32 protein-coding genes are annotated in these 26,061 nt (G+C 35.9%); 13 read left to right on the top strand and 19 right to left on the bottom strand.

Annotation, left to right across the window (positions count from 1 at the left end; translation table 11 throughout):
• Nucleotides 1-9: 9 nt before the first annotated feature.
• Nucleotides 10-417 (top strand): YeeE/YedE family protein, encoded by a 408-nt coding sequence (locus ACMAYX_RS02290; protein WP_392991783.1) that lies wholly within the window; start codon nt 10-12, stop codon nt 415-417.
• The gene (locus ACMAYX_RS02285; protein WP_392991785.1) at nt 417-833 is read left to right on the top strand and encodes a DUF6691 family protein; all 417 of its coding nucleotides are present in this window, start codon (nt 417-419) and stop codon (nt 831-833) included. The genes ACMAYX_RS02290 and ACMAYX_RS02285 overlap by 1 nt, the downstream gene beginning before the upstream one ends.
• On the opposite strand, the gene ACMAYX_RS02280 is transcribed toward ACMAYX_RS02285, so the two are convergent.
• Both ACMAYX_RS02280 and ACMAYX_RS02275 read right to left on the bottom strand, forming a co-directional pair.
• A complete protein-coding gene (locus tag ACMAYX_RS02280) occupies nt 826-1,632 on the bottom strand; it encodes a sterol desaturase family protein (protein ID WP_392991787.1) in 807 nt (268 codons plus the stop codon). The two genes, ACMAYX_RS02285 and ACMAYX_RS02280, sit on opposite strands and share 8 nt — an antisense overlap.
• A gap of 12 nt (nt 1,633-1,644) precedes the next feature.
• A complete protein-coding gene (locus ACMAYX_RS02275) occupies nt 1,645-2,460 on the bottom strand; it encodes an alpha/beta fold hydrolase (protein ID WP_392991789.1) in 816 nt (271 codons plus the stop codon).
• 171 nt (nt 2,461-2,631) lie between these two features.
• Here ACMAYX_RS02275 and ACMAYX_RS02270 point away from each other — a divergent pair, with 171 nt between their 5' ends.
• Nucleotides 2,632-3,351 carry a hypothetical protein gene (locus tag ACMAYX_RS02270; RefSeq protein ID WP_412470670.1) on the top strand — a complete coding sequence of 240 codons (720 nt, stop codon included), beginning with the start codon at nt 2,632-2,634 and terminating at the stop codon, nt 3,349-3,351.
• On the opposite strand, the gene ACMAYX_RS02265 is transcribed toward ACMAYX_RS02270, so the two are convergent.
• From ACMAYX_RS02265 to bfr, 3 genes are all read right to left on the bottom strand, one after another.
• The gene (locus ACMAYX_RS02265) at nt 3,348-3,788 is read right to left on the bottom strand and encodes a hypothetical protein (RefSeq protein WP_412469602.1); all 441 of its coding nucleotides are present in this window, start codon (nt 3,786-3,788) and stop codon (nt 3,348-3,350) included. The genes ACMAYX_RS02270 and ACMAYX_RS02265 overlap by 4 nt on opposite strands.
• A complete protein-coding gene (locus ACMAYX_RS02260; protein ID WP_412462656.1) occupies nt 3,788-5,479 on the bottom strand; it encodes a FecR domain-containing protein in 1,692 nt (563 codons plus the stop codon). Before ACMAYX_RS02260 ends, ACMAYX_RS02265 begins: the two co-directional genes overlap by 1 nt.
• 79 nt (nt 5,480-5,558) lie before the next feature.
• Nucleotides 5,559-6,035, bottom strand: a complete 477-nt coding sequence (gene bfr, locus ACMAYX_RS02255; protein WP_103217361.1) for a bacterioferritin — start codon at nt 6,033-6,035, stop codon at nt 5,559-5,561.
• A 130-nt stretch (nt 6,036-6,165) separates the two neighbouring features.
• Between bfr and ACMAYX_RS02250 the strand changes: the two genes are divergently transcribed.
• Entirely contained in the window at nt 6,166-6,399 is a 234-nt protein-coding gene (locus ACMAYX_RS02250; RefSeq protein ID WP_392991795.1) for a hypothetical protein, read from the top strand.
• 80 nt (nt 6,400-6,479) lie between these two features.
• Here the strand turns inward: ACMAYX_RS02250 and phnE are convergent, their stop codons facing one another.
• From phnE to ACMAYX_RS02235, 3 genes are read right to left on the bottom strand one after another with little or no spacing between them, the layout of a single operon-like run.
• A complete protein-coding gene (gene phnE, locus ACMAYX_RS02245; protein ID WP_103217359.1) occupies nt 6,480-7,574 on the bottom strand; it encodes a phosphonate ABC transporter, permease protein PhnE in 1,095 nt (364 codons plus the stop codon).
• A gap of 24 nt (nt 7,575-7,598) precedes the next feature.
• Nucleotides 7,599-8,360 carry a phosphonate ABC transporter ATP-binding protein gene (gene phnC / locus ACMAYX_RS02240; protein ID WP_103217358.1) on the bottom strand — a complete coding sequence of 254 codons (762 nt, stop codon included), beginning with the start codon at nt 8,358-8,360 and terminating at the stop codon, nt 7,599-7,601.
• Nucleotides 8,361-8,396: 36 nt separating this feature from the next.
• Nucleotides 8,397-9,314 carry a phosphate/phosphite/phosphonate ABC transporter substrate-binding protein gene (locus tag ACMAYX_RS02235; protein WP_392991797.1) on the bottom strand — a complete coding sequence of 306 codons (918 nt, stop codon included), beginning with the start codon at nt 9,312-9,314 and terminating at the stop codon, nt 8,397-8,399.
• A 219-nt stretch (nt 9,315-9,533) separates the two neighbouring features.
• On the opposite strand from ACMAYX_RS02235, the gene ACMAYX_RS02230 reads away from it, so the two are divergent.
• The gene (locus ACMAYX_RS02230) at nt 9,534-9,794 is read left to right on the top strand and encodes a hypothetical protein (RefSeq protein ID WP_103217356.1); all 261 of its coding nucleotides are present in this window, start codon (nt 9,534-9,536) and stop codon (nt 9,792-9,794) included.
• 15 nt (nt 9,795-9,809) lie between these two features.
• On the opposite strand, the gene ACMAYX_RS02225 is transcribed toward ACMAYX_RS02230, so the two are convergent.
• Nucleotides 9,810-11,258 carry a hypothetical protein gene (locus ACMAYX_RS02225; RefSeq protein ID WP_412462655.1) on the bottom strand — a complete coding sequence of 483 codons (1,449 nt, stop codon included), beginning with the start codon at nt 11,256-11,258 and terminating at the stop codon, nt 9,810-9,812.
• Here ACMAYX_RS02225 and ACMAYX_RS02220 point away from each other — a divergent pair.
• The gene (locus ACMAYX_RS02220; RefSeq protein ID WP_103217354.1) at nt 11,257-11,502 is read left to right on the top strand and encodes a hypothetical protein; all 246 of its coding nucleotides are present in this window, start codon (nt 11,257-11,259) and stop codon (nt 11,500-11,502) included. The genes ACMAYX_RS02225 and ACMAYX_RS02220 overlap by 2 nt on opposite strands.
• Here ACMAYX_RS02220 and ACMAYX_RS02215 read toward each other — a convergent pair.
• On the bottom strand, nt 11,465-12,517 hold the full coding sequence (locus tag ACMAYX_RS02215; protein WP_412462654.1) for a phosphatase domain-containing protein: 1,053 nt from the start codon (nt 12,515-12,517) through the stop codon (nt 11,465-11,467). The genes ACMAYX_RS02220 and ACMAYX_RS02215 overlap by 38 nt on opposite strands.
• A gap of 130 nt (nt 12,518-12,647) precedes the next feature.
• Between ACMAYX_RS02215 and ACMAYX_RS02210 the strand changes: the two genes are divergently transcribed.
• The gene (locus ACMAYX_RS02210) at nt 12,648-13,355 is read left to right on the top strand and encodes an MgtC/SapB family protein (RefSeq protein ID WP_103217352.1); all 708 of its coding nucleotides are present in this window, start codon (nt 12,648-12,650) and stop codon (nt 13,353-13,355) included.
• Between the two features lie 3 nt (nt 13,356-13,358).
• Here the strand turns inward: ACMAYX_RS02210 and ACMAYX_RS02205 are convergent, their stop codons facing one another.
• From ACMAYX_RS02205 to ACMAYX_RS02195, 3 genes are read right to left on the bottom strand one after another with little or no spacing between them, the layout of a single operon-like run.
• The gene (locus tag ACMAYX_RS02205; protein WP_103217351.1) at nt 13,359-14,534 is read right to left on the bottom strand and encodes an Hsp20 family protein; all 1,176 of its coding nucleotides are present in this window, start codon (nt 14,532-14,534) and stop codon (nt 13,359-13,361) included.
• Complete coding sequence (locus tag ACMAYX_RS02200; RefSeq protein ID WP_412471475.1) at nt 14,531-14,857, bottom strand: hypothetical protein; 327 nt, start codon at nt 14,855-14,857, stop codon at nt 14,531-14,533. Before ACMAYX_RS02200 ends, ACMAYX_RS02205 begins: the two co-directional genes overlap by 4 nt.
• On the bottom strand, nt 14,835-15,140 hold the full coding sequence (locus ACMAYX_RS02195; protein ID WP_103217349.1) for a hypothetical protein: 306 nt from the start codon (nt 15,138-15,140) through the stop codon (nt 14,835-14,837). The genes ACMAYX_RS02200 and ACMAYX_RS02195 overlap by 23 nt, the downstream gene beginning before the upstream one ends.
• Nucleotides 15,141-15,417: 277 nt before the next feature.
• On the opposite strand from ACMAYX_RS02195, the gene ACMAYX_RS02190 reads away from it, so the two are divergent.
• Together ACMAYX_RS02190 and ACMAYX_RS02185 are read left to right on the top strand one after the other, a co-directional pair.
• The gene (locus ACMAYX_RS02190) at nt 15,418-16,341 is read left to right on the top strand and encodes a hypothetical protein (RefSeq protein WP_412471474.1); all 924 of its coding nucleotides are present in this window, start codon (nt 15,418-15,420) and stop codon (nt 16,339-16,341) included.
• 15 nt (nt 16,342-16,356) lie between these two features.
• The gene (locus ACMAYX_RS02185; protein WP_412462653.1) at nt 16,357-17,226 is read left to right on the top strand and encodes a hypothetical protein; all 870 of its coding nucleotides are present in this window, start codon (nt 16,357-16,359) and stop codon (nt 17,224-17,226) included.
• Nucleotides 17,227-17,239: 13 nt separating this feature from the next.
• Here the strand turns inward: ACMAYX_RS02185 and ACMAYX_RS02180 are convergent, their stop codons facing one another.
• Entirely contained in the window at nt 17,240-17,905 is a 666-nt protein-coding gene (locus ACMAYX_RS02180; protein WP_412469599.1) for a hypothetical protein, read from the bottom strand.
• Between the two features lie 97 nt (nt 17,906-18,002).
• On the opposite strand from ACMAYX_RS02180, the gene ACMAYX_RS02175 reads away from it, so the two are divergent.
• Nucleotides 18,003-19,238 carry a hypothetical protein gene (locus ACMAYX_RS02175; protein WP_392991810.1) on the top strand — a complete coding sequence of 412 codons (1,236 nt, stop codon included), beginning with the start codon at nt 18,003-18,005 and terminating at the stop codon, nt 19,236-19,238.
• Here the strand turns inward: ACMAYX_RS02175 and ACMAYX_RS02170 are convergent.
• The 4 genes from ACMAYX_RS02170 to ACMAYX_RS02155 form a co-directional block, all read right to left on the bottom strand.
• Nucleotides 19,235-19,780, bottom strand: a complete 546-nt coding sequence (locus ACMAYX_RS02170; protein ID WP_103217344.1) for a hypothetical protein — start codon at nt 19,778-19,780, stop codon at nt 19,235-19,237. The two genes, ACMAYX_RS02175 and ACMAYX_RS02170, sit on opposite strands and share 4 nt — an antisense overlap.
• A gap of 22 nt (nt 19,781-19,802) precedes the next feature.
• Entirely contained in the window at nt 19,803-20,558 is a 756-nt protein-coding gene (locus ACMAYX_RS02165) for a slipin family protein (RefSeq protein ID WP_103217343.1), read from the bottom strand.
• Nucleotides 20,559-20,731: 173 nt separating this feature from the next.
• Nucleotides 20,732-20,860: a hypothetical protein gene (locus ACMAYX_RS02160; protein ID WP_255407610.1), complete on the bottom strand. Its 129-nt coding sequence runs from the start codon at nt 20,858-20,860 to the stop codon at nt 20,732-20,734.
• Nucleotides 20,861-20,869: 9 nt separating this feature from the next.
• Nucleotides 20,870-22,204 (bottom strand): NfeD family protein, encoded by a 1,335-nt coding sequence (locus tag ACMAYX_RS02155; RefSeq protein WP_412471473.1) that lies wholly within the window; start codon nt 22,202-22,204, stop codon nt 20,870-20,872.
• 31 nt (nt 22,205-22,235) lie between these two features.
• Between ACMAYX_RS02155 and ACMAYX_RS02150 the strand changes: the two genes are divergently transcribed.
• Nucleotides 22,236-23,558, top strand: coding sequence for an amidohydrolase family protein (locus ACMAYX_RS02150; protein WP_412471472.1), 1,323 nt, complete (start codon nt 22,236-22,238; stop codon nt 23,556-23,558).
• 173 nt (nt 23,559-23,731) lie between these two features.
• A complete protein-coding gene (locus tag ACMAYX_RS02145) occupies nt 23,732-24,055 on the top strand; it encodes a helix-turn-helix domain-containing protein (RefSeq protein ID WP_103217340.1) in 324 nt (107 codons plus the stop codon).
• 154 nt (nt 24,056-24,209) lie between these two features.
• On the opposite strand, the gene ACMAYX_RS02140 is transcribed toward ACMAYX_RS02145, so the two are convergent.
• Nucleotides 24,210-24,890 carry a hypothetical protein gene (locus tag ACMAYX_RS02140; RefSeq protein ID WP_412471471.1) on the bottom strand — a complete coding sequence of 227 codons (681 nt, stop codon included), beginning with the start codon at nt 24,888-24,890 and terminating at the stop codon, nt 24,210-24,212.
• A 149-nt stretch (nt 24,891-25,039) separates the two neighbouring features.
• On the opposite strand from ACMAYX_RS02140, the gene ACMAYX_RS02135 reads away from it, so the two are divergent.
• Nucleotides 25,040-26,023 (top strand): malate dehydrogenase, encoded by a 984-nt coding sequence (locus ACMAYX_RS02135; RefSeq protein ID WP_103217338.1) that lies wholly within the window; start codon nt 25,040-25,042, stop codon nt 26,021-26,023.
• Nucleotides 26,024-26,061: the final 38 nt, after the last annotated feature.

Genomic DNA, 26,061 nt, shown 5'->3' with positions numbered 1-26,061 from the left:
GGTGAGTATATGACTAACTTTACATGGCCGCTTGTGGGCGGAATTTTAATTGGAGTAGCTGCAGCATTTTTGCTCTATTTTAATGGGCGAGTTGCGGGTATTTCTGGAATATTTTTTAACTTCCATAAGAAGAATGATGGCGGGTTTTGGAGAGTTTTCTTCGTCCTCGGTCTGTTGGCAGGTGGACTGATCGTTAAGTTTGTTAATCCTGATTTCTTCTCTTACGCACTAGAGCTCTCATATCCTAAGGCAATTATCGCAGGATTATTTGTTGGAGCAGGAACACAACTTGGTTCTGGTTGTACAAGTGGTCACGGTGTGTGTGGATTATCACGTTTTTCTAAGCGCTCATTTGTTGCAACTTTAACTTTTATGGCCGTTGCAATAGCAGTTGTTTCTTTAGTGGGGTTACTATAATGAAAAAATTTACAAGTTTACTAGCTGGAATCATATTTGGAATTGGGCTTACTGTATCTGGTATGGTGAATCCGAAGAAAGTTATTGGCTTCCTTGATATCTTCTCTTTACAGGGAGGATGGGATGCTTCTCTTGCATTTGTAATGGGTGGAGCTGTTGTTATCGGTGTAATTGCAACCAAGCTAATTACAAAGCGTGGTGCACCAATCTGTGACACTCAATTTCATCTTCCGACAAATAAGATTGTTGATAAAAAGCTTGTTACAGGTGCCGCTTTATTTGGTATCGGTTGGGGGATTGCCGGGATTTGTCCTGGGCCAGCAATCGTAAACCTTATTAACTTATCAGCACCAATTATTGTCTTTGTTCTATCAATGGTGGCCGGTTCAATTCTTATACGTAAAGTAGTTAATTAGAAATTCTTTTTACTTTGCGAGTAAGGTAGTTTGTTGTGTCCTTATAAATACTAATCCATTCGTGAAATGCGACGAAAAAAGGATTATAGCTTTTTATAGGGACAGACCTGCCATATTTAATTTTTATCGATTCTTCCTCTTTTTGAAAACTTCCAAATAGACGATCAAAAATAATCAATATTCCACCAAAGTTTTTATTCTTATAGATATCGTTTCTACCATGATGAACTCTGTGGTGACTTGGTGTATTGAAAAGATACTCGATAAAGTTAGGAAGTTTTCGTATGACTTCTGTGTGTAGCCAATATTGATAGAATAGATTTAACGATAGAATTCCGAAAATTTCATCTGCTCTTATTCCAATCAATAGTAAAGGAGATAGGAATATTATTTGCCCTGGAATAACTGCGCCCCAGCCTAGTCTTAAAGCTGCTGTTACTTGCATTACATTAGGAGTGTGATGTACAGAATGGCTTGCCCACAGAAGCCTTACTTGGTGTGCAGTACGATGAAAAACATAATATGCGAAATCAACCAAGATAAAAACTAAGATTAGCCTTACTAAAGCAGGCATTTGAAAATCAAAGAATTTATACTTTTCTATATGTGATGCAATTAAAAATAGAAGAGGACTACCGATGAATTTTGTTAATAGTGAACCCGACATAACAATGAGAGAACATTTGGCCTCTTTCTTATATTCATCATTGTAGTCAATTATCTTTCTTCTTTCGATCACATATAATGTTGATAGGTATATCGTTAAAATGATTATTTGGTTTGCACTGATATTATTCATTTAATAATGTCCTCATTTTTCATCAAAGAAATCACTTGTGAGGTTGGCCACATACTTTCTATCTTGAATATGACAGAAGTGATCCGTATTTTTTATTTTATGAATTGAAAGGTTGTCATTAATTGATATTAGGTCTTGTATATTTGAGTAAGGTGTAAAGATATCATATTCACCCGTAAAACAGAGGGTCTTGCAGGTAGGTACTTTGAGCTCTTTCGTTTTATTTTTTAGAGTGTAACAACTAAGTAATTGTCTTTTAAAATCATCTTCGTTTAACTTGCTAAGTGTATAGCTAAGTAACTTTCTAACGAAAAAAAAGTTTTTTATATTACTCTTCTCTCCATGGTTTAATAAGGTTTCCAGAGTTTGATTCTTTAAAACTTCTTTATCATTAATAAATGAACTATTAATGATATTATCGATATATTCGTGACCTCGTTGGCTTATTGGCCCAAATGCTGCTAGAACACATTTTTTGATATTCAATTTCGATTGAGTAATGGAGTTTGCGTAAATCCCACCAAAGCTCGAACAGATTAGGTTAATATTCTTATAACCAAGATCGGAAAGGATATCTGATATTCTCTTGGTAACTTCATCTATATCGATTTGTTTATTAGTAAAATACTTATCTGGTATTTTCGAAAATTCAAATATGATTGTATTTTGCTTCTTTGTGAACTCTTTTAAAGCTGATTCAATATTTTTGATATTTTGGAGAGCTCCTCCTATATACAAAACAGGAGTCGAGTTATCAGCTTGTGTTTTCTCAATAAATGCAAATTTGTATTCACTACCATCATTAAAATTGAAGGTTTCAATATTCATGGCCCATCCGTAAAAAGTAAATTTTTATCAATATTTATTATTAACTATTGTCTAATGTCAAGTATTTATGTTTAATTTGGGACTGTGTAAAGGGGAGGTCGTTGAATAAAATATATTGTTTTAATATAGTAAAATTAGCTTGCTTGAATTATGATGATCTTAAGAAAATTTATGGAATATTCACTCTCTGATCTAAATGTAATTATATATGTAGCTTTTACTCTTTTAGCTGCTCTGTACTATCTTGCATTAAGCTTTCATGCTTTACGAGTTAAGCTAATTTTTAAATCGACTTTGCCAATTGAAAGAATGCCTTTTTATCAAGGGATGATTTGTTTTCTTATTACTTCTTTGGTTTTTGTTCCCATGTATTCTGATTATAAGATTGGAGTTACTCTTCTTATTTTCTTCTTCATTTTTCTTGCTCGTCTAGATCTGTGGAGTATCTTAAGCAATATTCTAAAAGAACATAGTCTACTTATAACGATGTATAAGATAGTGGTTTACTTGGCCCTTTTTATTTTTGGGATTCATTTCTTTCTGTATTTAATTGAGGGCAGTGGTGCATGTTGTATAAGTGATGATGTACTTTCAAAGACAACTAATGAGCTCACAAAATTAATCATGCCATTTAATATGAGTAAACTCTTAACAGCATCTTATCGTGTCGTCGCTTTTTTGAGTTTATTAGTCTATATTCGCTTTGCTTATCTTGCATACAAAAAAGCCGACAAATTCTTACTTGTCGGCCTTTGTGTCAATATCATTTATTATTTGTATTTCTTTTTAAACTTTATTGTTTTTCACAAGTACTGGATTCCAATTTTTTATCTCGCTGATCTTATAATTTACCTCGCACTCATAAAATTCAGCAGAAAGAAATTGAGCTAGTTACACTTCCCAAGTTCAAAATTAATTGTTCCGTATCCGTTTATGCAAGTCGAGCAGGTCATATATGCCTTAACCTGATCACCGGGAGCTATCGAAATATTTACATTTCCACCAGGGAAACCAATTCCTGCACCCGTTGGAGTGTTATTTAAGACAACATCAAAGTTAGCACTTGAGACATCCCCAGAATTCAATTGAATATAAACATTCTCAATACACCAGTACTGTGAGGAATTAAAGCCTTCCACATCTGTTGCACTTGTCCCAACTTGGTTTTGAATTCCAAAATACCAAGTTAAGGTTGTGTCAGCATTGAAGAATTCAAAAGAGAGTACGGCCCTATTATCATTTTCAAAAAGGTAGGCATTACCATCAGCATCTGTTTTAAAACATGATGATAAACTAAAAAGTAGTGTAATTAATAATAGCGCTCTCATTAAAACTCCATTTCATATAAGACGCTAAAGTCTTTATTTTTAACGATAATATCTTGTGCAATAAATTCGCGGTGTAAGAAATTAAATAAGAGGGCAGTTGACTTCGAAAGATGTCTTCTCGCTCCTAGTTCAAAACCTTTTCCAGAGTAGATGGCAATATTTGGATGATGAGTGTCAACAATATATGAACGGTAATTTGTTAGGAATGTCCAATTATCACTGTAGTCATATTCAGCACCAAATTTAAGGTAAGGTGCAAATTGTGTTCTTTGATCCATTACTGGAGTTAGGCTCGTTTCAAATCGTGCAACTAGAAACATTTCGTCATTCATAAAATAACCTGCTGTAAGTCTGAAGCGATTATTTAATCGGTAATAAGCTTGAATTCCTAGCTCAAATGTCAGAATATCATCATCCATTTCTTCTGGTTCTAGTTTATCTCGATCCATGAAATAGGCATGAATTCCAAAGATGTAATCAAGGTATAGTTGTTGATTTAAAACATGACGGTAATGTCCAATAATATCAGCACCAAGTCCGATATAATTGTCATCATCACTTCCATTCATATTTCCCATCGTCGCATAATTCATTTGCTTGGCACTAATTCCTGTTTTAAGTCCCCACGAATTTTGCATACCTGCTAATTTGGCAGCACCTGTATAAGGGCGGTGGTCTACAACTTCATGACCTTGAACTTCTTTGTATTCAATTTTGTCATTAAGTTTTTTGACAACTTCTTTTGTCTCATCATCTTGCTTAGTTGCAACAAAGCCTTTCTTTTTGTCTAGCTCGATTCCATTGGCAGCAACAAATTGCCCTGTGTTCTTATCAACACTCCCAACATCAAGTGACTCGTCTTGGATCGCTGGTATAAAAATCGCAGAATCAAGATCGACGATAGCACCATTTTTTGGAACTTCGTCTTCTTCAACATCCTTGCCATAAAGATCTGTGATCTGTTTCTTACTAAGATCCTCTGTCGTTGCTTTTTGGATATCGCTTCTTTTCACACTTTCTAAATTCTCATTCTTTTCAAGTGCTATAAGCTGGCTTGGGTTAACTTTTTGTGGTGGAGTTTCGTCATATAGGTGTGCATATGTTGTTGATGCAGTCCCTTTTTTAACAATCGTAACATCATCGCGGTCAAGATTGTCTCTAACGGTTTTTTCAGGATCAATACTCTCACTATTAATTTTCTTAACAGCTACTTCTCCCTCAAGAGTGACAACAGAAGTTGCTTGGTTTTCTTGGCTGACGACTGTAACAAACTCAGTTCCTCGAACACCTAAGGCCATTGTTTTTGTTTTGATATAGACTTTATTAAATGCGCTATGGCCCTTAGACTTTTTGGCCGGAACAATCTTAGATCGCATCTTTCCGTTTAGAACCTGAATAATACTTCCTGATTTCTTTTCCACTTTTGTGAGTTCGATTTTAGAATTTGGCCCAACAACAATATAACTTCCGTCATCTAGAATCTCAATTTTCACAAATGAGCGAAGTCTGGTTACAATAGAAGTATTTTCTTTTAGTAATTGTCCTTTCTTGATCCAAGTTGCTTGCATGGCACCAGGTGGAAGTTGTGAAACTTCTCCTCGTATATTTACAACTTTTGCAAAGGCGGCAATTGCATTGGATTGAATAAAACTCAAAGAAATTAAGAGAAATGATATTTTAATTAGATTCATAAAAGTAAACATCCGTGTTTAATTAATTTATCTAATTATAAATAAAAAACAGGTGAATGTTTACTTTTTTTTACTTTCTTTAAACAGATTCAGATGCAGTCTGTAGATAATTTTGTAAACCAATTTTATCAATTAGTGAAAGTTGAGTTTCTAGCCAATCGATATGATCATTTTCAGTATCTGAAAGTAGTCCCAATAGTAGGTCTCTTGAAACATAGTCATTAACAGACTCACAGAGGGCGATTGCCTTTCTAAGTAATTTACTATTTTCAACTTCATACTGAAGCTCATCAGATAATAATTGCTTCACATCACGACTTGGCTTGTATGGAAGACGCGTTCCTAACTCAGGTAGGCCCTCTAAGAAGATAATTCTTTCAATTAGCTTGGTTGCGTGAATTGTTTCATCATCTTTTTCATGATCAATGCGCTCATATAATTTAGTCAGTCCCATGTCTTGAAAAAGGCGTGAATGAAGGAAATAGAGATCAATGGCCGATAGCTCTTGTGTTAGTAACTCATTAAAAATAGTGATAACTTCTTGATTTCCTTTCATTTTTTCTCCTTTTATAAAGCATACATGAAAGCGGTTCTTTTTTAAATACAATAATAGTTGAGTAATACGCTAAAGTTATTCTTAAGATTATCCGATAATTTTACTACGTGATTAGGACGTAGGAGGAATTATGAAAAAGTTAATGGCCATGGCCGTATTAGGGCTTACGCTCGCTTCTTGTGGGACATCCCCCCAGCGAGACATTGCATCGGTAGAGGGTGCTTGCTCACTACAAAAGCATCCAGCTAAGAATCATTATCGTATCTTGATAAACGATAAACCTCATAGCCAGTTTTGGTATACAAAAGGTGATGCGCTTAAGATTCAAGACTCATTTTCTAAAAAAGGAATGTGTGAAAACTAAGATTTAATTATTTAGGGAGAGAAATAAAAAGGCCCGCGGATGCGGGCCTTCTTTTGTATTGAAATATTGAATTATCAGTTCTACTTGATTGCTTCACGAATCTTAGAAGATAGCCAGTCCATGATCCAAACAATCGCTGCAATAACGATTACTAGAAGACCAACTTCATTCCATTTCGCTAGACCTTGGTACTGCATTAGCATTGTACCAATACCACCACCACCAACTAGACCAATTACTGTGGCCATACGTACGTTGATGTCCCAACGGTAGATTGAGAAAGATAGGTATGGAAGAACGATTTGTGGAACAACACCAAACCAGATTACTTGAACTGGGTGTGCACCTGTTGCCATCATTGCTTCAATCGGTCCATTAGAAACGTTTTCAATTTGCTCAGAGTATAGCTTCGAAAGTGAAGATACAGAGTGAAGACAAAGTGCCATCATACCAGCGAAAGGTCCAATACCAACCCATACAGAGAAGATAATCGCCCATACTAGTGGCTCAATTGAGCGTGAAACGTTTAGAAAGAATCTAACAACAGAGTAAATTGTCATTGTTAGACGAGATCCATTCATTAGGTTTCTAGCTGCAAAGAACGCTAGAACAAATGCAATTGGAAGTGCTACGGCCGTTGCAATGAAGGCCATGTAGATCGTTTCAATTGCTGCAAAAAGAGCTTCTTCAAAAATTGCAAAGTTTGGTGTTAAAAGAGCTGTAAAGATTCTCTTAGCACCAGTCATTCCTGATTCAGAAAGGAATTCATAAATTGAAATTTGTGAAACATAAATACTAGCAATAAATGTTAGTGCTACTGTTGCAATAAGTACGAATGAGAATGGCTCTTTCATAAATAGAGTGTTCTCATCTCTTTTCATAATACCAGTTAATCCGCGTCCAAGAGACATTTTAGTTGTATAAAGAGCTGCTGCTACTACAAAACCTGCTCCAAGAGCGATTAGTGGTTGGTTCCAAGAAAAGTCTGGGTAACGTAGACCAAGAATTAGTCTCTCCCATACGATCTTCCATGAAACAAGAATCATGTATGACCAAAGAAGAAAATCGATTAAGAAAGAAAAGAAATTCATCTTAACTTTGTATGATGTGTACTCTTCTCTTGGTTTTGGTAAGTTATTAACTTGCGTATCTGCCGTTTGAGTCGTCGTTGTCATTATTTAATCCTATATCCAAAAAACTTAGTTAATTGTTACTTCTACAGCGTCTTCGCCATAAATTGTCTGGAACCATTCTTCGTTAATATCAAGTGGTTGACCTTCATAGATCAGCTTTCCACCTTTTAGAGCTACTACGCGTGATGCGTATTCTCTAACAAGTGATAAGAAGTGAAGGTTACAGATAACTGTAACACCAAGTTCTTCGTTAACTTTTTTAAGGTATTGCATAACAGAGTGAGAAGTTGCAGGGTCAAGAGACGCAACTGGCTCATCAGCAAGAAGAACCTTAGGGTTTTGCATAAGAGCGCGAGCAATAGCTACACGTTGTTGCTGACCACCTGAAAGATTGTCTGCACGTACGTTTTCTTTACCTTCAAGACCAACAATCTTGATGTATTCCATTGCTTTTTTCTTATCTTCTTCAGAGTAGATACCAAGTACCGACTTGATAACTCCTGTTCTTGCAAGTGTTCCAGAAAGAACGTTAGTCATAACAGTTCTTCTTGGGATTAAGTTAAAGTGTTGGAAGATCATCCCGATGTGTGAGCGTGCAGTTCTCATTGCACTACCCTTAAGTTTAGTGATGTCTTGTCCTTCGAAGATGATCTCTCCACTAGTAACGTCGTGAAGACGATTCATACATCTTAGCATTGTCGATTTCCCAGAACCTGATAGACCGATAATTACTAGGAACTCGCCTTTGTTAACGTTGAAGCTAACGTTGTTTAGGGCGTGGCATCCGTTCGGATAAACTTTGTTAACATTTTTAACTTCTAGAATCATTTTTATTCTCTCTTTATTTAATAAAGTAAAAAACTACTATTTCTTGTTAAGTTGTTCTTCAAGATTGATATTTAGTGTTTTAATTACGTTTCTTAGTCCATCGTAATCTGCATCAGTTGTATCAACTAGGCCACCTACACTGTAAATATTTTCGAATACATCTTTTCCATCTGGAGTAGCGATGTATTTCTTAACTGCAGCAATAAAGCTTGCTGTTACGTCAGCTGGTAGATCTTTTCTAAATACGAATGGATCGTTAGGAATTTTTTCAGTGATTTGAACGATTTTTACTTTATCTTCAACATCTGGGAATTGAGTTTTTACGCGTGAACGAGCGTCACGGATTGTTCCATCTTCTGAAGGAGCAGAGTAGTAAGTTGCACCAGCATCTACTTGTCTTTGGTATACCATTGTTACAACGTTGTCGTGCTTAATAGCAAAAGTTGTGTTTCCTGGTTTTACATTGTTTTCCATCATAATTTTTAGTGGGAACATGTATCCTGAAGTTGATGAAGGGTCAGTGTATGCAAATTTCTTACCTTCAAGATCTTTAATTGAGTTAATTCCACTGTCTACGTGAGCAATGATTTGCCCTTGGTAGTAGTCGTGTCCATAACGAAGAACTTTTAGCTTTGCACTTGCACCATATTTTTCATTTGCCATTAGGTAACCGAAAGAGTTCATAACAGCAATATCAGCTCTTTTTGAACCAAAAGATTCAACAACTGAGATATAGTTTGTTGGAATACCTGTCTTGAAGTAAAGACCAGTTTCTTTCTCTAAGAATTTGATAAAGTGAACTGAATTCGACGCAATAGTGTCTGCATCAACTGATGGTGTAAAGTAAAGTTTAACAGGATTATCTTTACTTCCTAGTTTCATATCTCTCTTACAAGAGATCCCTGTCGTTATTGCTAGTACAATGCTCATTACCGCAACAATTGTGTGTTTCATTTGTTGTTCTCCTCGTATATTGAATCCTAATATATAGAAATCTAAAAAAATCTAACATTTTGAAATTACGCTCTTTTAGCATGAATAAGACAGTTTTTTAATGTCAACCTAATCACAATTATAATTATCTTTAAAAACTGAATAATTTCAGTAATTTATCTTAGGTAGTTTTTATAATATTTAGTCTTTGTCTAATTTAAACAAGGTTATAATAAGAACATGGCGTTAAATATCAAAAAACTCGAAAATCCTGTGCGTCCAACTGATCAAATAAGCTCAGATCAGACACGTGTGAAGCGGCTTCATAAAGGTTGTGATGGATCAAAAAATTTTGATGAGAGCAATAATGATAGTAAGCGTATGTCATTGATAAAAAGCTTTGTAGAGGAGCTCTACGAACGCAAACGCTCTGTGAAAAAGAAGCTAAAAGACAAAAAAGAGAAGATGAATGAGGCCATCAGAAGGCTAAATATTCTCTAATTTCTTTGTGCGCCACTACAGTCCTGATGTCGGGCAGAAATCAAGGTGGTTTGGCCTTAGTAAAGTTGTTTTCTTTAGGGCCTGGTGTGGGAATTTTCCAAGTTTTGATTCCGTAAAAATCACTCTTTTAAGCTCTTTTGGGCCATCGATTAAATGAATTTTTTCGTCCATAAGGATCTGCAGCCTTTGCATTAGTATAAGTGCTAAATCTCTATGGTAGTCATCTAAGGATGGATATAATTTTATCAAATTTTGTAGAATGTATTGTTGTGTTTCTTTATGCGACTCAAAAATATACTGGCAGGCCATAAAAGTAAGTTCAAGCTTTGAGATAAGCTTCTTTTGATTTCCATTCCCTGACATCTTTTTGGCAAAAACAATGGCCAGTTGCAATTGATGATAACACTCTTCCGAAAGATTATTGTTAAAAGCTACTTGCGCGTTGTTGAGGTAGTTTTTTATCGTAAATATTTCTTTAAAAAATTTCGTCACTTTTTGTTTCTTTGAGACAACTGAGAAAGTCGATTTAAAGAGATCACAGTAGTGAATTTGCTTTATTTCAAATTTCTTTGAATCAAAAATTGAAAGATAAATATCACCTGAATTAATCGTTAAGGCCGAGATTGTCGTCGGCCAATGTTTCTTCTTATATGTATCAAGATGGTATTTAAAATAATCTTTTTCAGTCCTTTCTTTGCCGTCATAAACATGAACTTCTTGGCCATCAATAGCAACAACTCGGTAATTACCACCAGCATCCTTTATATGGAACTCCCAGTGGAAAACAAGCTCTTGTTCTTTTAAGAATTTTACGGCCTCATTAATATCGTTGAAACCTAATAAAACAACTAGGGCCAAGTAGCTTGCGCTCATTCCCTTATAGTTGATCTTTAATGCATCTCTTTGCACTAGTTGGACACTTAATCCCGCTTCATTAACACCACCATATGTTGCAAAAGGTGACATTAGGTTTTGAATAACGATGGCCTCAAGGTTTTGTCCGGACTTGAAATGAACAAATCTAATTTTGTCATTGAAAGTCTCTTGGATTGGAGTATTGATTAACTCAATTGGAGAGTTCGCTTCTAAGTGATAATCTTTTATCCCTTCAAAGACAGCACTTGGGTTATTTAAGTACTCATGCATAAAGCTTAAATAAAGTGCGTCTTTTGGACTGATACCTAGGCCTTGAGCGTAGCTAGTTATTAGCTTATGATACGACTTTCTATAGTATTCATCCGAATGGTCTTTTAAAAAAGTACTTTGGTGGGCAAATACCTGACTAAAGAGTTTATGAATTGCGCCTTTTAAAATATTTGGCCCAAAATATGAGCTTTCTCTCAAATTACTCCAGGCAAGTTTTACATCTTCCTTATCGAGGGCGGCCAATTGGTAAATTGATTCCTCTAAATTGTCGAAGAGTTCTATGTATAGTGGAGAATTTTCTTTAAATGGAGCGCTCATGTCTAATATTTTAAGTTCACTTGTTAATCCTAGCAATCAAACTTTTATTGCCGTATGTGTTGCCTTGTCTGGTCTTAGAGTGGCCATTGAGTTAACTAGATTCTCTCCGGCCAACTGGCCTATTTCAAAACAATTTTCTAAAAACTTTGGTGAAGATTTCACTCAAAGGTTTCATAAAGTAGGTCTATATATTTGTATTGGACAAATTATTCTGTGGGCCCCTGAGCTTCTATTTGCTTCTTAGTCTCACTTTCATTTGCTAGAAGATTTCCATCATATAACTCAATCTTTCCATGGTAAGAGTTGAACGGAGCGCGAATATTTAGCTGCGATTCATTGCCTTTTTTTCTAATGTAAATCTTCACTTCTTTATCAAGCCCATGGTGTTTTACATTATCCTTGATTTGAAAAATCTTATTTAAGAAAAGTCCGTTTTGACGTGCTGTAACTTTAAAGTCTTCCACTCTTTTTAGCTCATTCCAAAGCTGTCTCGGCTCAACTCGGCCGGATAACAGCTCAGAGAATGTTAGATAAATTAATGGGTCTGACTCAAAATTATCTCCCATTAAAACAACAGAAGATGGAATATCTGTCATGTTAACGATATCGAGTAAGTGGCCTAGCTTATAAATTCCTTGAGTCTTGATATCTTTTGGAGTTAGATCATTTTCTAATATAGAAAGAATGCGGCGATAATCTTTTAGAAAGATACCGGCCGTGAAAATTTCATTAGCGTATAGCCAGTCACGAATTGCATCTTCATAAAAGTGTGGAGATGCTGAAAGAATAAATGGGTGATATCCCATTTCAATATATGACTTAAGAAGTTTCACTGAATTATCTAATGTTGGATAATTCTTTAAAGGACTTGTTAATGAGTCATAGATTTCACTTGGCTTCGAGTATTTTGTTTCAACAAGCGTCTTATCAAAGTCACAGATAATAATTTTTCGATTATCTGTAATCTTTAATGGGATGAAGGTCCCAAGATGTAACTCAAGCCCTGGGTATTTAGAAATTTCGTAGGCTTCAATCTTTGCCAAGCAATCCTTGCAATCTCTAGGAAGAGGTATCTTGGCAAGCAGGCCTCCATATGAATCTGTTTCTAAGTTCTTTGTGAAGAGTTCTTTGTTATTTTGATCTAAGGCCACAACCTTAATTTCGAACTCATATGCCCTAAGTAATTTATAAGCTTGAATAGGAAAACGCGCTTCAAATTTTTCAAAGTCCTTATTCTTCGAATACAAATTTTCACTCATTGTGAAGTCTGCCTTGAGATTAAGGTAGTTATTCGTCTGAATAGCTAAAAAATTTACGGCCTTGGCCCTTTTCAACTGATAAATCCTTGTTAAAATAGACTTTAGTTTATTTTATTCCACAAGAGGTTATATGTATATTGAATTCATTGGAGAGCAACCAGTTTATATTTCGATGGGCATCAAAGTTGTTTGCTCAATCTTTCTAGGTGGCTTTATCGGATATGACCGTGAACAGAAGATGAAATCTGCTGGGATAAAGACGAATATGTTGATCTGTCTAGGGGCAGCAACATATACATCTCTTAGTGTTCTGACCATGAGTGAGCATATGGGCACGGTGGCCGATCCCAATCGGATGGCCGCGCAAATTGTAAGCGGTATCGGTTTCTTGGGTGCAGGGGCCATTATACAAGGCCGTGGTAATGTTGTAGGGATGACGACTGCAGCTACTGTATGGGTTGTAGCTGCTATTGGGATGACTGTTGGATTTGGTTATCCTGTGATTGCTAGTTTGATTACAATTTCACTTTTTGCAGTTCTGCGTCTTATTAACCCAGTTTATCGTATGCTTGAGTCTGAGAAGGCCAAGCAAAACTTCTATATTGAAGTGCTTTCAAATGGTCGAATTCGTGGACATGTTAAGGAGATTCTATACTCAAGAGTTGAGGATATTGAAATTGTAAGTGAAGAAGTTCTTGATGCTGTATCAGACGAAAGACTTCTAACTTTAAATGTTCAGCTTCACCCTCGTTGGGTTGCTCCGATTAAGCGTGAAATTAAAACGCTCATTCGTGTGAATAAGGTTGAGTTTCACCAAAGAGATCGTGATATTTTATAAGAATTATCTTTTTGCAATACGATAGGTAAGAGTCGAAGTTTCAAGATCGTAATTTCGACTTACCTTAGTTCCATCGAGAATTTCTGGTACATCAAATTGTCTAACTAAACTCTCTGAACGTTTTGACTTGAAAGTGTTTCCATTTTCTTCAACACGCTGATCGAATTTTCTATTCTGTGTAACTGTAATGCCACGCTCTTGAGCATTGATATGAATAGTTTCTTCTTCGTGTTTAGGCACTTCAATAGAGAAGTAGTAAAAGTTCTGATCACTTTTAATGTTAGGCTCTAGCTTTGTAATATTGTAAAAGCTATCTTGGCCTTTTTCTTGGATCGTCTCCTTGGCCTTTGTATAATAACTCTTAAGAGCATTTAACTCTTCATCTATTTTTGTTTTAAGGCGCCCCATTAGGCCTTGGTGTTCCTTTTGAAGATCCGCATACTTTTTTTCGAAGGCATCTTTTCTGCTTTTTACAGTATCCTCGTGGAATGCTTTTTGGCTTTTTAGCTCATTTTGTTGAAAAACATCTGTTTGAGTTAGCTTGAAATGGTGATCGCTTTTTAGCTTAGACATCTCTTTGCGTTGCTCTCTTTCAAGGTCTTTAACGGTTGTCGAATTTTCTTTTGATAATTTATCAACACGTTGATCGAATTGTTTATTAATTCGTTGAATAAAGCCATCATTTCTAACGGAAATTTCATTGGCGAGATTCTTGGCTTTTGCTGTCTCGTCAATAATGAACTCTTCATTGTCGTACTTAACCTTTTGGGCCAATTCGTTGACAGTATTTGATGTATCCTCAAGATCGTCACGACCTCTTTGATGGACATATTCTAATTGTTGCTGATAGTTGTCTCTAATGGCAGCAATATTGGCATCTGTTTGAAGTTTTGTATGCTTTTCTTGCTTTGCAAATTGTTGACCAGTTTTTTCAAGACTATTTTTTATTTCATTAAGCCTGGCCTCTTTATGATTGAGTGATTCGATGATAGCTACTTGGTTTTGATCACGTACTGAATCTAGTTTTTCTTCTCCGATAATCCTTTGATCACTTGCCATCTGATTATAGTTTTTACGGATTGATTCAATTTCTTGTTTTTTATCCTTAATAAGGCGTTCGCGCTCATTTTTAAGCTTTAAGTTCTGCTTACTAAATTGGTTGCTATCTTCAATTCTCATAGTGTGCCGTTATTTCCTTGCTCTTGTGCTTCTTCTGGATTTGTTACATCCATTAGCTTGGCAAGCGGTGCTGCACAAACTGGATCGCCACCAGTATGACCTTTACACATCCAAGTGTTAAGGAGGTTGACGCGAATAGAGCGATTGCCTCCGTGGTACTTTACATATGAATTTGGATCAAGTGTTGAAGTAATGATCACACTCGCTGGCCCTCTCGGATTTAGACGTGAAGAGACCATGTACTGATAGACTCGGTATTCAGCATTAGCGCTTAGAGCGATTGTTGCAATGATTAATAGCTTATTGAAGCTGTGGGTTAGCATCTAAGATCTTTCCTTCTACCATTTCAACTAATGCACGAGCGACGATGTATTGGTCAATCTCATCAAATGTTGAAAAGAGAACGCGTTGTTTTTCTAGGTTATTATGTGATGAAATTTTCTTAAGCAGGGACTTTGCTTTAAGGCGTTGAGCTTTTGTCATTCGAATCTCTTCGAAATCACTTCCCATTGCAATATCTTCAAATAATGGGAAATATCCATTTGCACCAAAGTCGATTAATCTCTTAATTGAATCATAGCGTTTTAAAAATCCTAACTCGATCAACTCATTCCTCCTGAATTTCGCTTTGAAATTTTTCGTGAAAATCTCTAGAGTTATTTTATAAATTTTAGAGACTATTTGGCAGACGGCATACATTTCCTTTGATGCTATACGTATTTTCAGGTTAATTTATGAACGCGCTCGGGCAAGTTACTGTTATTTTTGAAGTACTTGATGCTTGCGGTAGGTTATGCACGCATTGAAATTAAGAAAATATAAAGATACAATTAAGTAGACGCTAAGAAGGCGTTAAATTTTCAATGAACAAGGAATGTTTTTGATGAATATCTTAACAGCTGCAACCCTGGCAATTTTATTCAACTTTTCTGCTTTCGCATTGGTGGACTATTCACCAAAGTCATCATCTAGTAATGGTGGCTCTTATAATCCTGTGACAACAAGACCTAGTGCTCCTGCTAGAAGTGAAAGAAGTGTTTCTCGTGCACAAACATCTAGCTCTAGCTCTGATTTTTGGGCCTTTTTACCAGAGTATTATGATTTCTCTCTAGGCTATGTTGCAAATAAATCATTCATTACTGATGAAAATATAAATTTTGTAAATTTTAATTTAAAGATGGGATTTGCTCACGGCATCTTTATCGACTTATCTGCTAGGGGAGCTCAGTCTTTAGAAACTTCTGAATTTGAACAGGCCAATTCAGGTGTTAAGCTTGGCTTCAATTGGCTTGAAATTGGTAATGATTATAATAAGCTCATTATCGATACATACCTAGGGATGAGATTTAAAGGTGATAGTGAATTTTCAACACAAAGAAATGATCGTCTTTTAGGAGTTTCTACAGAAAAACGCTTTGGTGCCGTTGCGCTTGGTGTTGATTATGAAAGAGTTTTTGCAGACACTCTTGATAATGACGAAGAAATGGCCGTTGGTGACATCTCACATATTAAGGCCAACCTTGGAATTATGGTTTCACATGAAATTCAATTCCTTTTGACTTATGGGGAAGTAAAGGTCTCTTCAAGTGATTTCTTTACTGCTAATTCTCTAAATTCTGACTTAAAATATTCATACTTAATGCCTCAAATGTTTCTTCGTATGTCACGTTCTGTTCGTTTAAATATGGGAGCAGGTTTTCAGGTGAGTCGTCCAGATACTTCTGTTTTAAATGAAACGACTAAACTTTGGGATCTTCCTGTATTGTACGGGAATACGCTATTTGCTGGGCTTAATTTATCAATTTAAAAATAGGATACTTCATTGTTAATTTCAGATAATATTTACTACTGCAAGAATTGTAAAAAAGTTGTTCCATCTATCGAAGATTTACTCTTTGTTGAAGATGGTTCTAATCTAAGCTTTTGTAGTGAAGCATGTATAGAAAAATTTTATTCACCGCTAATTGACTACTTCACAGGTAAGATTGAAAAGAAGAGAAAAGATCTTAATATCGTTGATGAGCCTGCTTTAGAGGCCCTTGAAAATCCTGCTTTTGTTGATCGTGTGCTACATAAACCTGATGAGATATGGCGCTTAGAAAATGATCTTAAAGAAGAAATTTTTACTTTTATTTCTAAAGTTAATCATAAAGGTGAAGATATCCATTTAATGGCCATTTGCTTTGTTTTTGATCATACGCCTTCATTCGTGTTGGCATTAACGGCAACTGCCAATGATTATTTTGTGCAAGACTTTCAAGTTGGAGAAGAGGTTGAATCACTTGAAGATTACCACCGTGAAATAGAGAGTAATTCAATTTTAGACCCAGAAGATTTTGAGCATATTGAACTTAAAAAGTCTAAATTACTCGCTGAGATGATGATTCATCGAAAAGAGTTCGATATACCATTTGAAGATTTCACTCTTTATATGGACTATTTAAAGCCTACAATTGAGTCTTACGATGAGCTTTACGTTTTCAAAGACGAAGATGATGAAGAGGCCTTTGCATACTTTAAGGCCTTCGAAAAAAGTGGTGTTAGCTTCTTCTATATTGCACTTTGTACAAAAATAGAAAAAGAAGAGCAAAGCTTGATTGTTCCAATTATTTCATTTCCAACGATTGATGGGGATTTGTCGAATTCATATAAAACAGGCAAGCTCGTTGATGGAAATAAGCTTGCCCATTAATTAAATTATTTTTTTAGAATGATTTGTAGAAGTATTCGCCCTTAGATTTAAAGGCGTCACAATATGTTCTATCGTTGTATAGATCAACATTGATTGAACACATGAAGTAGGCATCGTAAGAGATTAGCTCACGATTAAATGGAGAAGGGAATTCATAGCTTTTCTCCTTCATGACCATTACACCGTTGATTCTAAATTGTTGATAGCGTCCGTAATCACGATTCTTAGTTAAGTTAAATAATGAAATTGTCCCAGAGCTATTAATGTACTTACATTGGGCAGAACCAAGATAAATTGAATTTCCTGAGGCCTCTGAAGTTGGTATGACACAAACTCTAGAATTTGTATCAGGGTTTTTTAGTTGGACATAGATTTGAGTTTCGTTAGTGCGAGACTGACAAATTGTATTTGGTCCAAGGTGACTATTTGAAGTATTTGCAAATCCTGTCTGACCATCAAGAGACCAGCTACAGTGAGCTATTGCACTTGGAATATTTGCATTTGAACCATTTGAAGTTGAACTTCCTGAATCATCAATATCAATGACTGAAGAGCCTCCTCCTGATCCAATACTAGAGCCTGAACCAGAGCTATTCGTATCATAGATTGAGCGTGTCTCTCTTGGTGCTACACAAGAAGTAAGGGCCATGATTGCTGTGATAAAAATTAGTTTTTTCATTCAATTCTCCGAATTAATCACCTAACTTATCGGTAATTTTGAAAAAATATTAATTTTTTCATGTAGTTTAATGGTCAATTAACCGATAAATCTCATAATGAAGAAGCTTATCTTCCTAATGACCATTCTAGTACTCGTATTATCAAGTGTTTATCTTGTCATTACGATGCCGTACCGATTTTATTATACCTTCCAAGATGAAGGGATTCAATCGGACTACTTTATTGCCACTAATCGATATGAGTGGCTCTATCGTGGACTGTCTCCCTATGAAAAATCTCGAGGTGCGACTTTATTTTGGAAACCGATACACTTTCAAAACTTTCAATTTGATATTCCTTTTGATGATGTAAGCTTTAAGCTATTTCCACGTCCAAATGTCGATAAGTTAAGTGCTTTACCGTATTTTGATATTGTTGATCACAAGAATAGACGTGTGTTGAGTGTTTATGATTTTGAAATTGAAAAATTTAAGGCCGCTATACCGATGGACCCAATTTTTAATCTTCCGGTAGTTACTCAATTTATCAAATCTTCTTCAAATCAAGCTGTTTGGCTAGATGTTTTAAACCTTAATATTAAAATAAAAAAATTAAATCTATATAGTTATAAAAATATTAAGTATCTTCTTTCGAATTACTCACTTCCAAAGCTTGGTTATTTTCTTTATATCTATAAGATTCGTAATCAAATTTTTTCAAAAGATGCAAAGAAGATTGTGCAAAATGGTCCTTTCCATATAATGCAATTTTTCGATGGCCCAAAGAATTCTGGTATTCTAAAAAACTACTTCTATGAAAAGGGACGTCTGTACCATCAAACAATTCGCTATAATAAGAATCATCCAGATCATAATGTTGTCCTTGATAAACTTGTTAAGAATTTAAAGCTTAGTCTTTCTCGTGATGAGGAGAGTTCTCTAGCGATGTATAATGAGTTTAGAAAGCTTAAGTATGAGAAGAGGTTTGAATACAAAGGGATGGCACTACTCTATAGTGCCTGGTCACATGAGCTTGAAAATGAAGCTTTCTATCGTGAAATGATCTATTATCTTGAAAAAGGTAATTACAAAACAGCTCAACTATTTAGTCTTTATGATTTTGCTAAGAAGAAGTTTGGAAAAACATTTTCAAATCGTGATGAAGTTTTAAAAGATGATCTCAAGGCAAAAATTGAAATAGAGACGAAGAAAGAGAGAAAGAAGCAAGAGAGGGATCTTGCTGATTATCAAATATCTGGCGAAGTCGACTTCAAAGATGACGATGCTAAGCTCGATTACATTCTAAAGAATATCGAAGTTAAAGAAGAAAAAGACGATTTAAGCGAGTACTAAGAGATCAAATCCTCAAAACTATCAGGGTGGTGAAAGTTTGGTGAAGTATCTGGGTGCTTATTTGAGTAGTAATAAGTGTTGTCACCTTCGGCCGTCAATACACATGTGGGAGATACTCTTAGATTAGAAAGATCTTCAAAGTTGTGACCAAGCTTCTTAAGTTCAAAGCGACAATTTAGTGTAAAGAGTTCATCCTCTGATTTGATGACAATATTATCAAGTTCAATGTCATTATACTCGGTAAGTTCTGAGCGATATGAATTGAAGATAAAGCAATTCCAACTTGAATCACTCCCAAAGTTAAATTCAAAATATTCACCATCTGTCTTATTGAGAATAAAGAATTCAAAACAAGTCTGTGTCCAAAGGCCGATAACTCGGTTCATCTTTCCATTGTCACGGTGAATGTAAATAGGAGAGAGGTCTCCCTTTAGTGTGAAGTGAAAGTTAACATGGCCGTCAATGACCTTGATCTCAGCAGAAGCTTCGAGATCAAGATCATTTTCAGCAAATGGAATTAAATTAAAATATTTTGAAATCATAAATGACTTTGTTCTTACTTTGTTAGTTACCTTTGCCCATTATATTTGTTAAAAAATCCACAGGTAGTGGGAAGAAAGTTGTCGACTTACCATCTCCGCTTGAAATTTCTTTCATTGTATCTAGATAACGAAGAGTAATCGCATTTGGTGATTCATTAAGTACCTTTGCAGCTTCTGCTAGTTTTAATGCTGCATCAAATTCACCTTGAGCTGAAATAACCTTTGCTCTCTTATCTCTTTCCGCTTCTGCTTGCTTTGCCATCGCTCTTTGCATCTCAATCGGAAGGTCAATTGCTTTGACTTCAACTGTTGATACTTTAATTCCCCATGGCTCTGTATGCTCATCTAAAATAGACTGTAGACGTGCATTGATTTGCTCACGCATAGATAGAATTTCATCTAGCTCAAATTGACCAATAACAGAACGTAGAGTTGTTTGAGCAATTTGTCCTGTTGCAAGTAGATAGTTCTCAACTGCAACAACTGACTTTTCTGGATCTTCAACTCTAAAGTAAACAACACCATTAACTTTAAGTGTTACGTTATCTTTTGAGATAATGTCTTGTGATGGAATATCCATTGTGACAGTTCTTAAGTCTACTTTATGCATTTTCTCAAGACCTGGAATTAGCAGTATTAAACCTGGCCCTCTAACAGCTGTGAAGCGTCCTAGAAAGAAGATGACACCACGTTCGTATTCTTTTAGAACCTTAACTGTGTTGAACAATAAAATTAATAGTAGAATTATAAATGGTAAGTAAGGCGCAAAATTAATCATATATCCTCCGTTGAATTGACAAAAACTTTACATTTAACTGACTCTAAAAAAAACTGAGAGTTTAATATTATATTAAGAAAACTAAGGGGAGATTTTTAATAAACTCTCTCTCTTCCTTGTCAAAAATCAATCGTCCCTCAACGTCCCCTTAGTTTTTTCTTCTTTTATTTCAATTATTTAAGCCACAAGAATTTTTTAATCTCTCTTCTTACCCAGTCGATATCGCTCTTAGTTGGTAGCTCATTCTGACACATTGAAAAGATTAAACTCATTAATTGGCGAAAAGATTTTCTTTGACTCATTTTATACCTCTATATTTTTACTTGTAACTTTAGGTTGTCTTTTTTTATGACCTCTACCTTATCACCAACTTTTAGCTTTGACATATCGCCAGTGGCCGTAAGTTGCCACAATTCTCCATTGTAGCGTGAAAAGAATTTATCACCATCAATATCTGTTACTGTAATCTCAACTCCTGTGTACGGATCTTCTGGTTCAGAGAAAATTCTTTTTCTGGACTTATAAAAGACATAGGCAATAACACCAATGAAGGCAAGAATCGCACCAATACTTGAGAAGAGTACAGTTGATGAAATTTGTAGATATGATTCCTCTGTTTGAAATAAGAACATGGAGCCAAAGATCAAACTGGCTATCCCGGCCAAGGTCAGAAGGCCAAAGCTTGTAATATATATTTCTAAGATAAAGAGAACAAAGGCCGCAATAATAAGTAGAAACGCGCCAGTGTTTAATGAAAGAATATTAAATGATATTCCTGCTATCAGTATGGCCACGGCCCCTACACTTCCTGCAATAAATCCACCTGGAGCTTGGAACTCTACGTAGATGAGTGCCGCTCCAATGAGAAAAAGAATATAGGCCATATCTGGCGAAGCGAAGAAGCTTAAAAGTTTTTGCCCAAGTGTTTTCTCCATTGTCGTAAGAACATAGTTATCAGCAATCACAACCTTAAAAGGTTTATGATGTGAAAGAAAAGTTTTGTTGTTAATTGTGCTGATAAGACCGCCTACACCTTGAATTGTATCAACAATACCGTTGTGGACATTTTCTTTTAGTGCTTCTGTTTCAGTATAGCTCTTGGCCTCAGTAATCATCTTTGTGAATACTTCTTCATTTTTTCCAGTTGCGGAAGCCTGAGACTTTACGAGAGCTACTAGATCATTGACGATTTTATTTTTCATATCGCCTTCTTTAATATCTGATGTCCCTGAAATTGGAGTTGCTGCACCAATTCGCGTTCCATCGGCCATGTAGAGTGCTGGGATGCTACTTGCAATAATTGCTCCAGCACTTGTTGCTGATGCTGAACTAGGCCCCACCCATCCAATCACTAGGTTTTCGCTATTTGCAATTAGGTGCATGATCTCTTTAGTAACACTAACTAATCCGCCGGGAGTGTTTATCTTAATTAAGATCGCGCTTTCTCTTTCGCCTTCAATACTTTGAAAGGCTTTTTGAAGGTAATTTAAAGTGGCCGGAGTGATGGCCTCTTCAATATTAACCGCAACGATTTTATTGATATTAACTTCTTTGGCTTGGTTAAAGCTATCCGCTGCAACTGCGCCGAATGACGTTAAAAATAGAGTAAAGAGTACTACAAAACTTGTAATGATATGCTTCTTCATATATGTTGACCTGCTTATTAAAGGAGATTTCATGTCATCAAATAATATTACTTATAAAGTAATTATCGCTCATTTTTTTAATCCTATAAATGATAAAAAATGTGAATTTTTAGAAGATTATGCAATTGTTGCAAAGCGCACGACAAAAGGTGATTACAAAATCATCGATCGTATGCCTAAGAAAGAGCTTACGGACTATTTAGCGCGTAAGAAGAATGTTGAAGTGATCGACAAGAGTGGCCAATATATTATCCCTGGTCTTTATGATACGCACTTTCACTGGGTACAAGATGCCGTTTGTGAAATGCCAAAGGCCAATCTTCTTAACTGGCTTGAAAATTACACTTGGCCTTATGAAGCAAATTTTAAGAAGCTAGCTTTTGCACGTAAAAAAGCAAAAGAATTTACTTCAAAGATTGCTAATAACGGAACGATTGGTGGAGCATGTTATGGCTCAATTCATTCACACTCTGTCTCAGAAGCACTTAAAAATTTTAAGGGTGATTATATTCTAGGTAATGTTCAAATGACGATGAACTCGCCAGAGTACCTAACAATGGGCGTAGAGGAGACAATTGCACAAACTGAAGCTCTTGCAAAAGAATACAAAGATAAATATGCAGTGACACCTCGATTTGCCATTACAACAGATCCTGTAACAATGGCCGCAGGTGGTAAAACTGCTAAGAAACATCGCTCTTTTATTCAAACTCACTTAAGTGAAACACAAAATGAAATCGATTTTGTACTTAGTATCTATAAGGACATTAAGGGATTTGAAAAAGTAAAAACTTATACTGAAATCTACGACAAAGTTGGACTTCTAACTCCTAAAACAATCATGGGGCATGGTATTTATCTTTCTCCAAAAGAGTTAAAGCTTTTAGGTGAAAAGAAAACGATGATTGCACATTGTCCAACAAGCAATGCTCCAATAAAGGAGCTAGGGCTAGGTTCGGGACTTTTTGATTATAAGAGAGCAAATCGTTACAACGTTCACTGGGCGCTTGCCAGTGATATTGGTGGTGGACCTTTCCTTTCGATGCTTGATGTAATCAATTCATTTGTTATGCAAAACCATAAAAGAGGCCACCGCGATACTTCCTACACTCAAGGTCTCTACCGCGCGACGCTTGCTGGAGCAAATTCCCTTAAATTAGAACAAGAAAGTGGGAATTTCGAAGTTGGGAAAAAGCTACATTTTGTGAGCCTTGGTGACAAAAAAATGAGCGCGAGCTTAACGACTGAGGAAAAACTTAAGAAATTGATTAAGAGGCCTAACAAAGATAGGGCCTTATACGTGGATTTGATTGAAGCGACGTGTTATAACGGCAATGTGATTTCAGACAGTTAAGCTGGCTAAATCGATGATGTTGAACAATATCGGCTATCGACAATAAAATTACGAGAAAATTGTAAAAAGTTTTCTTACAAATCTGTTAATATGTTTACAAAAATATTTTATTGCTTTAGAATATATTAAGATACGAATCGTAAGTGCTTGAATATAATACTTAGGAGAAATACATGAGAAGTTTTAGTCACATCGCGAAACTAATTAAAGAAAAGAGAACAGCACATCCAAAAGGATATTCTCAATCAGAATTATCACACCTTCTTGGTTACAAGAATGGTCAATTCATTTCTAACGTTGAACGTGCTCTTTGCAACATCCCACTAAAGATGTTACGTAGAGTTTGTGAAATCTTAGACATTAATGAAGCTGAATTAAAAGACGCTATCATTAAAGATCACGAAGAAACTTTAGATAATTATCTAAAGGATGGATCAGGTGTTGTTGGTGCAACAACTGGTGCTGAAGCAACGACGACTTCAAACTTCGTTTACTAATCTGATTACCTTTTCGAAGGTTGTTAGTTAGAAAATATTGATAAAAAAAGAGGGAGCGAAAGCTCCCTTTTTTTATGTTCAGGATGAACAGTATGTCGGCGAGAGGCAGGAGCCGAAGCCGACAGAGTCCTTCCTCAAATGGTAGTAAATTTAATTATAAACCTTTATATGCCTTGTAATCTTCAAGTGAACCAACAGACTCTTCAGTATCATCTGCATAATTTGCTTCAACTTGAGTTTGAAGATAGTGTGGATCTTCAATTTCTTCTTCTGTAACCTCTGGCTCAACTTCACCAACTGGAAGTTCGTGATTTGAAGAGTAAGTTAGATCCATTTTTAACGATTCAAATTTTTCTTCAAATACTTTTAGATCTTCTTCTTTAAGTCTTTCTTTAAAGGCCAAGAAAGTCTTTTGTGTTTCAATAAAATTGCGCTCAAGCTTTTCTCTTTGCTTCTCACCAACGCGCTCAAAGTTATCAAAGTACTTGCGTCTGGCCATAATGTGCTGCTCAAGTAAATTGAAGTATTTTACAATGATAAAGTCTTCGCCACTTAAATGTTGTGGATTCGGTCGACGATTCTTGCTTGGTCCACGACGTCTACGATTTCGGTTAGAAGATTTATTAGACGGCTTTTTATTTGTTGCTTGTCCCGATTGAGCACTCTTGTTTGCCCCTTGTTGAGGCTGTTGAGCTTTATTAGGATTCGCTGCACCTGCATTTGCTGGACGCTTACGACGTCTGCGATTATTCGAGCGACTTCTGTTCCCACGATTTTGCGGCTTATCTGAAGATGCTGATGATGAATTTGAGGCGTTCTTGTTGCCTTGCTCCATTATGATTCCTTAGATTATTAACTTTTAGATTTAATTTTAATTATAGCCCCTAATATTGCTAAGTAAAGCTACAACTTGTCTAACACCTATGATAAAATTGGCCAATTTCAATTGAACAACTCTCTAATTTTTTAAAAAGGGGAAATTATATGACTAAAAGAGTTAAAGTTGCAGTTACAGGTGCAGCGGGACAAATTGGTTACGCGATTCTTTTTAGAATTGCTTCTGGTCAAATGTTTGGTCCAGAAACAGAAGTAGAATTACAACTTCTTGAACTTCCACAAGCTCTAGGTGCACTTGAAGGTGTAAAAATGGAACTTGATGACTGTGCATTTCCATTATTAAAAAATATTGTTTGCACAGATAAAATGGAAGTTGCATTTAAAGATGCAAACTGGATTCTTGCTATCGGTGCCGTTCCAAGAAAAGACGGAATGGAAAGAGCTGACCTTCTAAAGGTTAACGGTGGAATTTTTGGTCCACTTGGTAAGGCCATGGCCGCTCACTCTGCGCCAGATTCAAAATTATTCGTAGTTGGTAACCCATGTAACACAAATTGTTACATCGCAATGGAAGCTTCAGGACTTGATAAGTCTCGTTTCTTTGCAATGACGACTCTTGATGAGAAGAGAGCTAAGACTCAACTAGCTCAAAAAGCAGGTGTTGATGTAACAGAAGTTACAAATATGACAATTTGGGGTAACCACTCAGCAACTCAATACCCAGATTTCTACAATGCTAAAATTGGTGGAAAGTCAGCGGCTGAAGTTATCACTGATGAAGATTACTTAAAAGGTGAGTTTATTGAAACTGTACAAAAAAGAGGTGCAGCTATCATTAAAGCACGTGGAGCATCTTCTGCTGCTTCTGCTGCAAATGCTTGTGTAAACGGTGTTTACGCTTTAACTCACGATACTCCTGCTGGTGAGACATTCTCTATGTGTCTTGCATCTAAGGGACAATACGGTGTTGATGAAGGGCTAATCTTCTCATTCCCATGTCGTGTTGAAAACGGTGAGCTTAAAGTTGTTGAAGGACAAGAGCACAATGCATTTGGACAAGAAAAGTTTAATGCAACTCTTGAAGAGCTTCGCGCTGAAAGAAATACTGTTAAAGAACTAGGTCTAGTTTAATTATATTAAGGTGCCTGCTTGAGATCTTGCGGGCACCT

Source organism: Halobacteriovorax sp. RT-2-3 (assembly GCF_047085075.1).
Lineage (GTDB): Bacteria > Bdellovibrionota > Bacteriovoracia > Bacteriovoracales > Bacteriovoracaceae > Halobacteriovorax_A.
The sequence above is the reverse complement of the archived record's forward strand: the minus strand, read 5'-3'. Positions and strand labels throughout refer to the sequence as shown.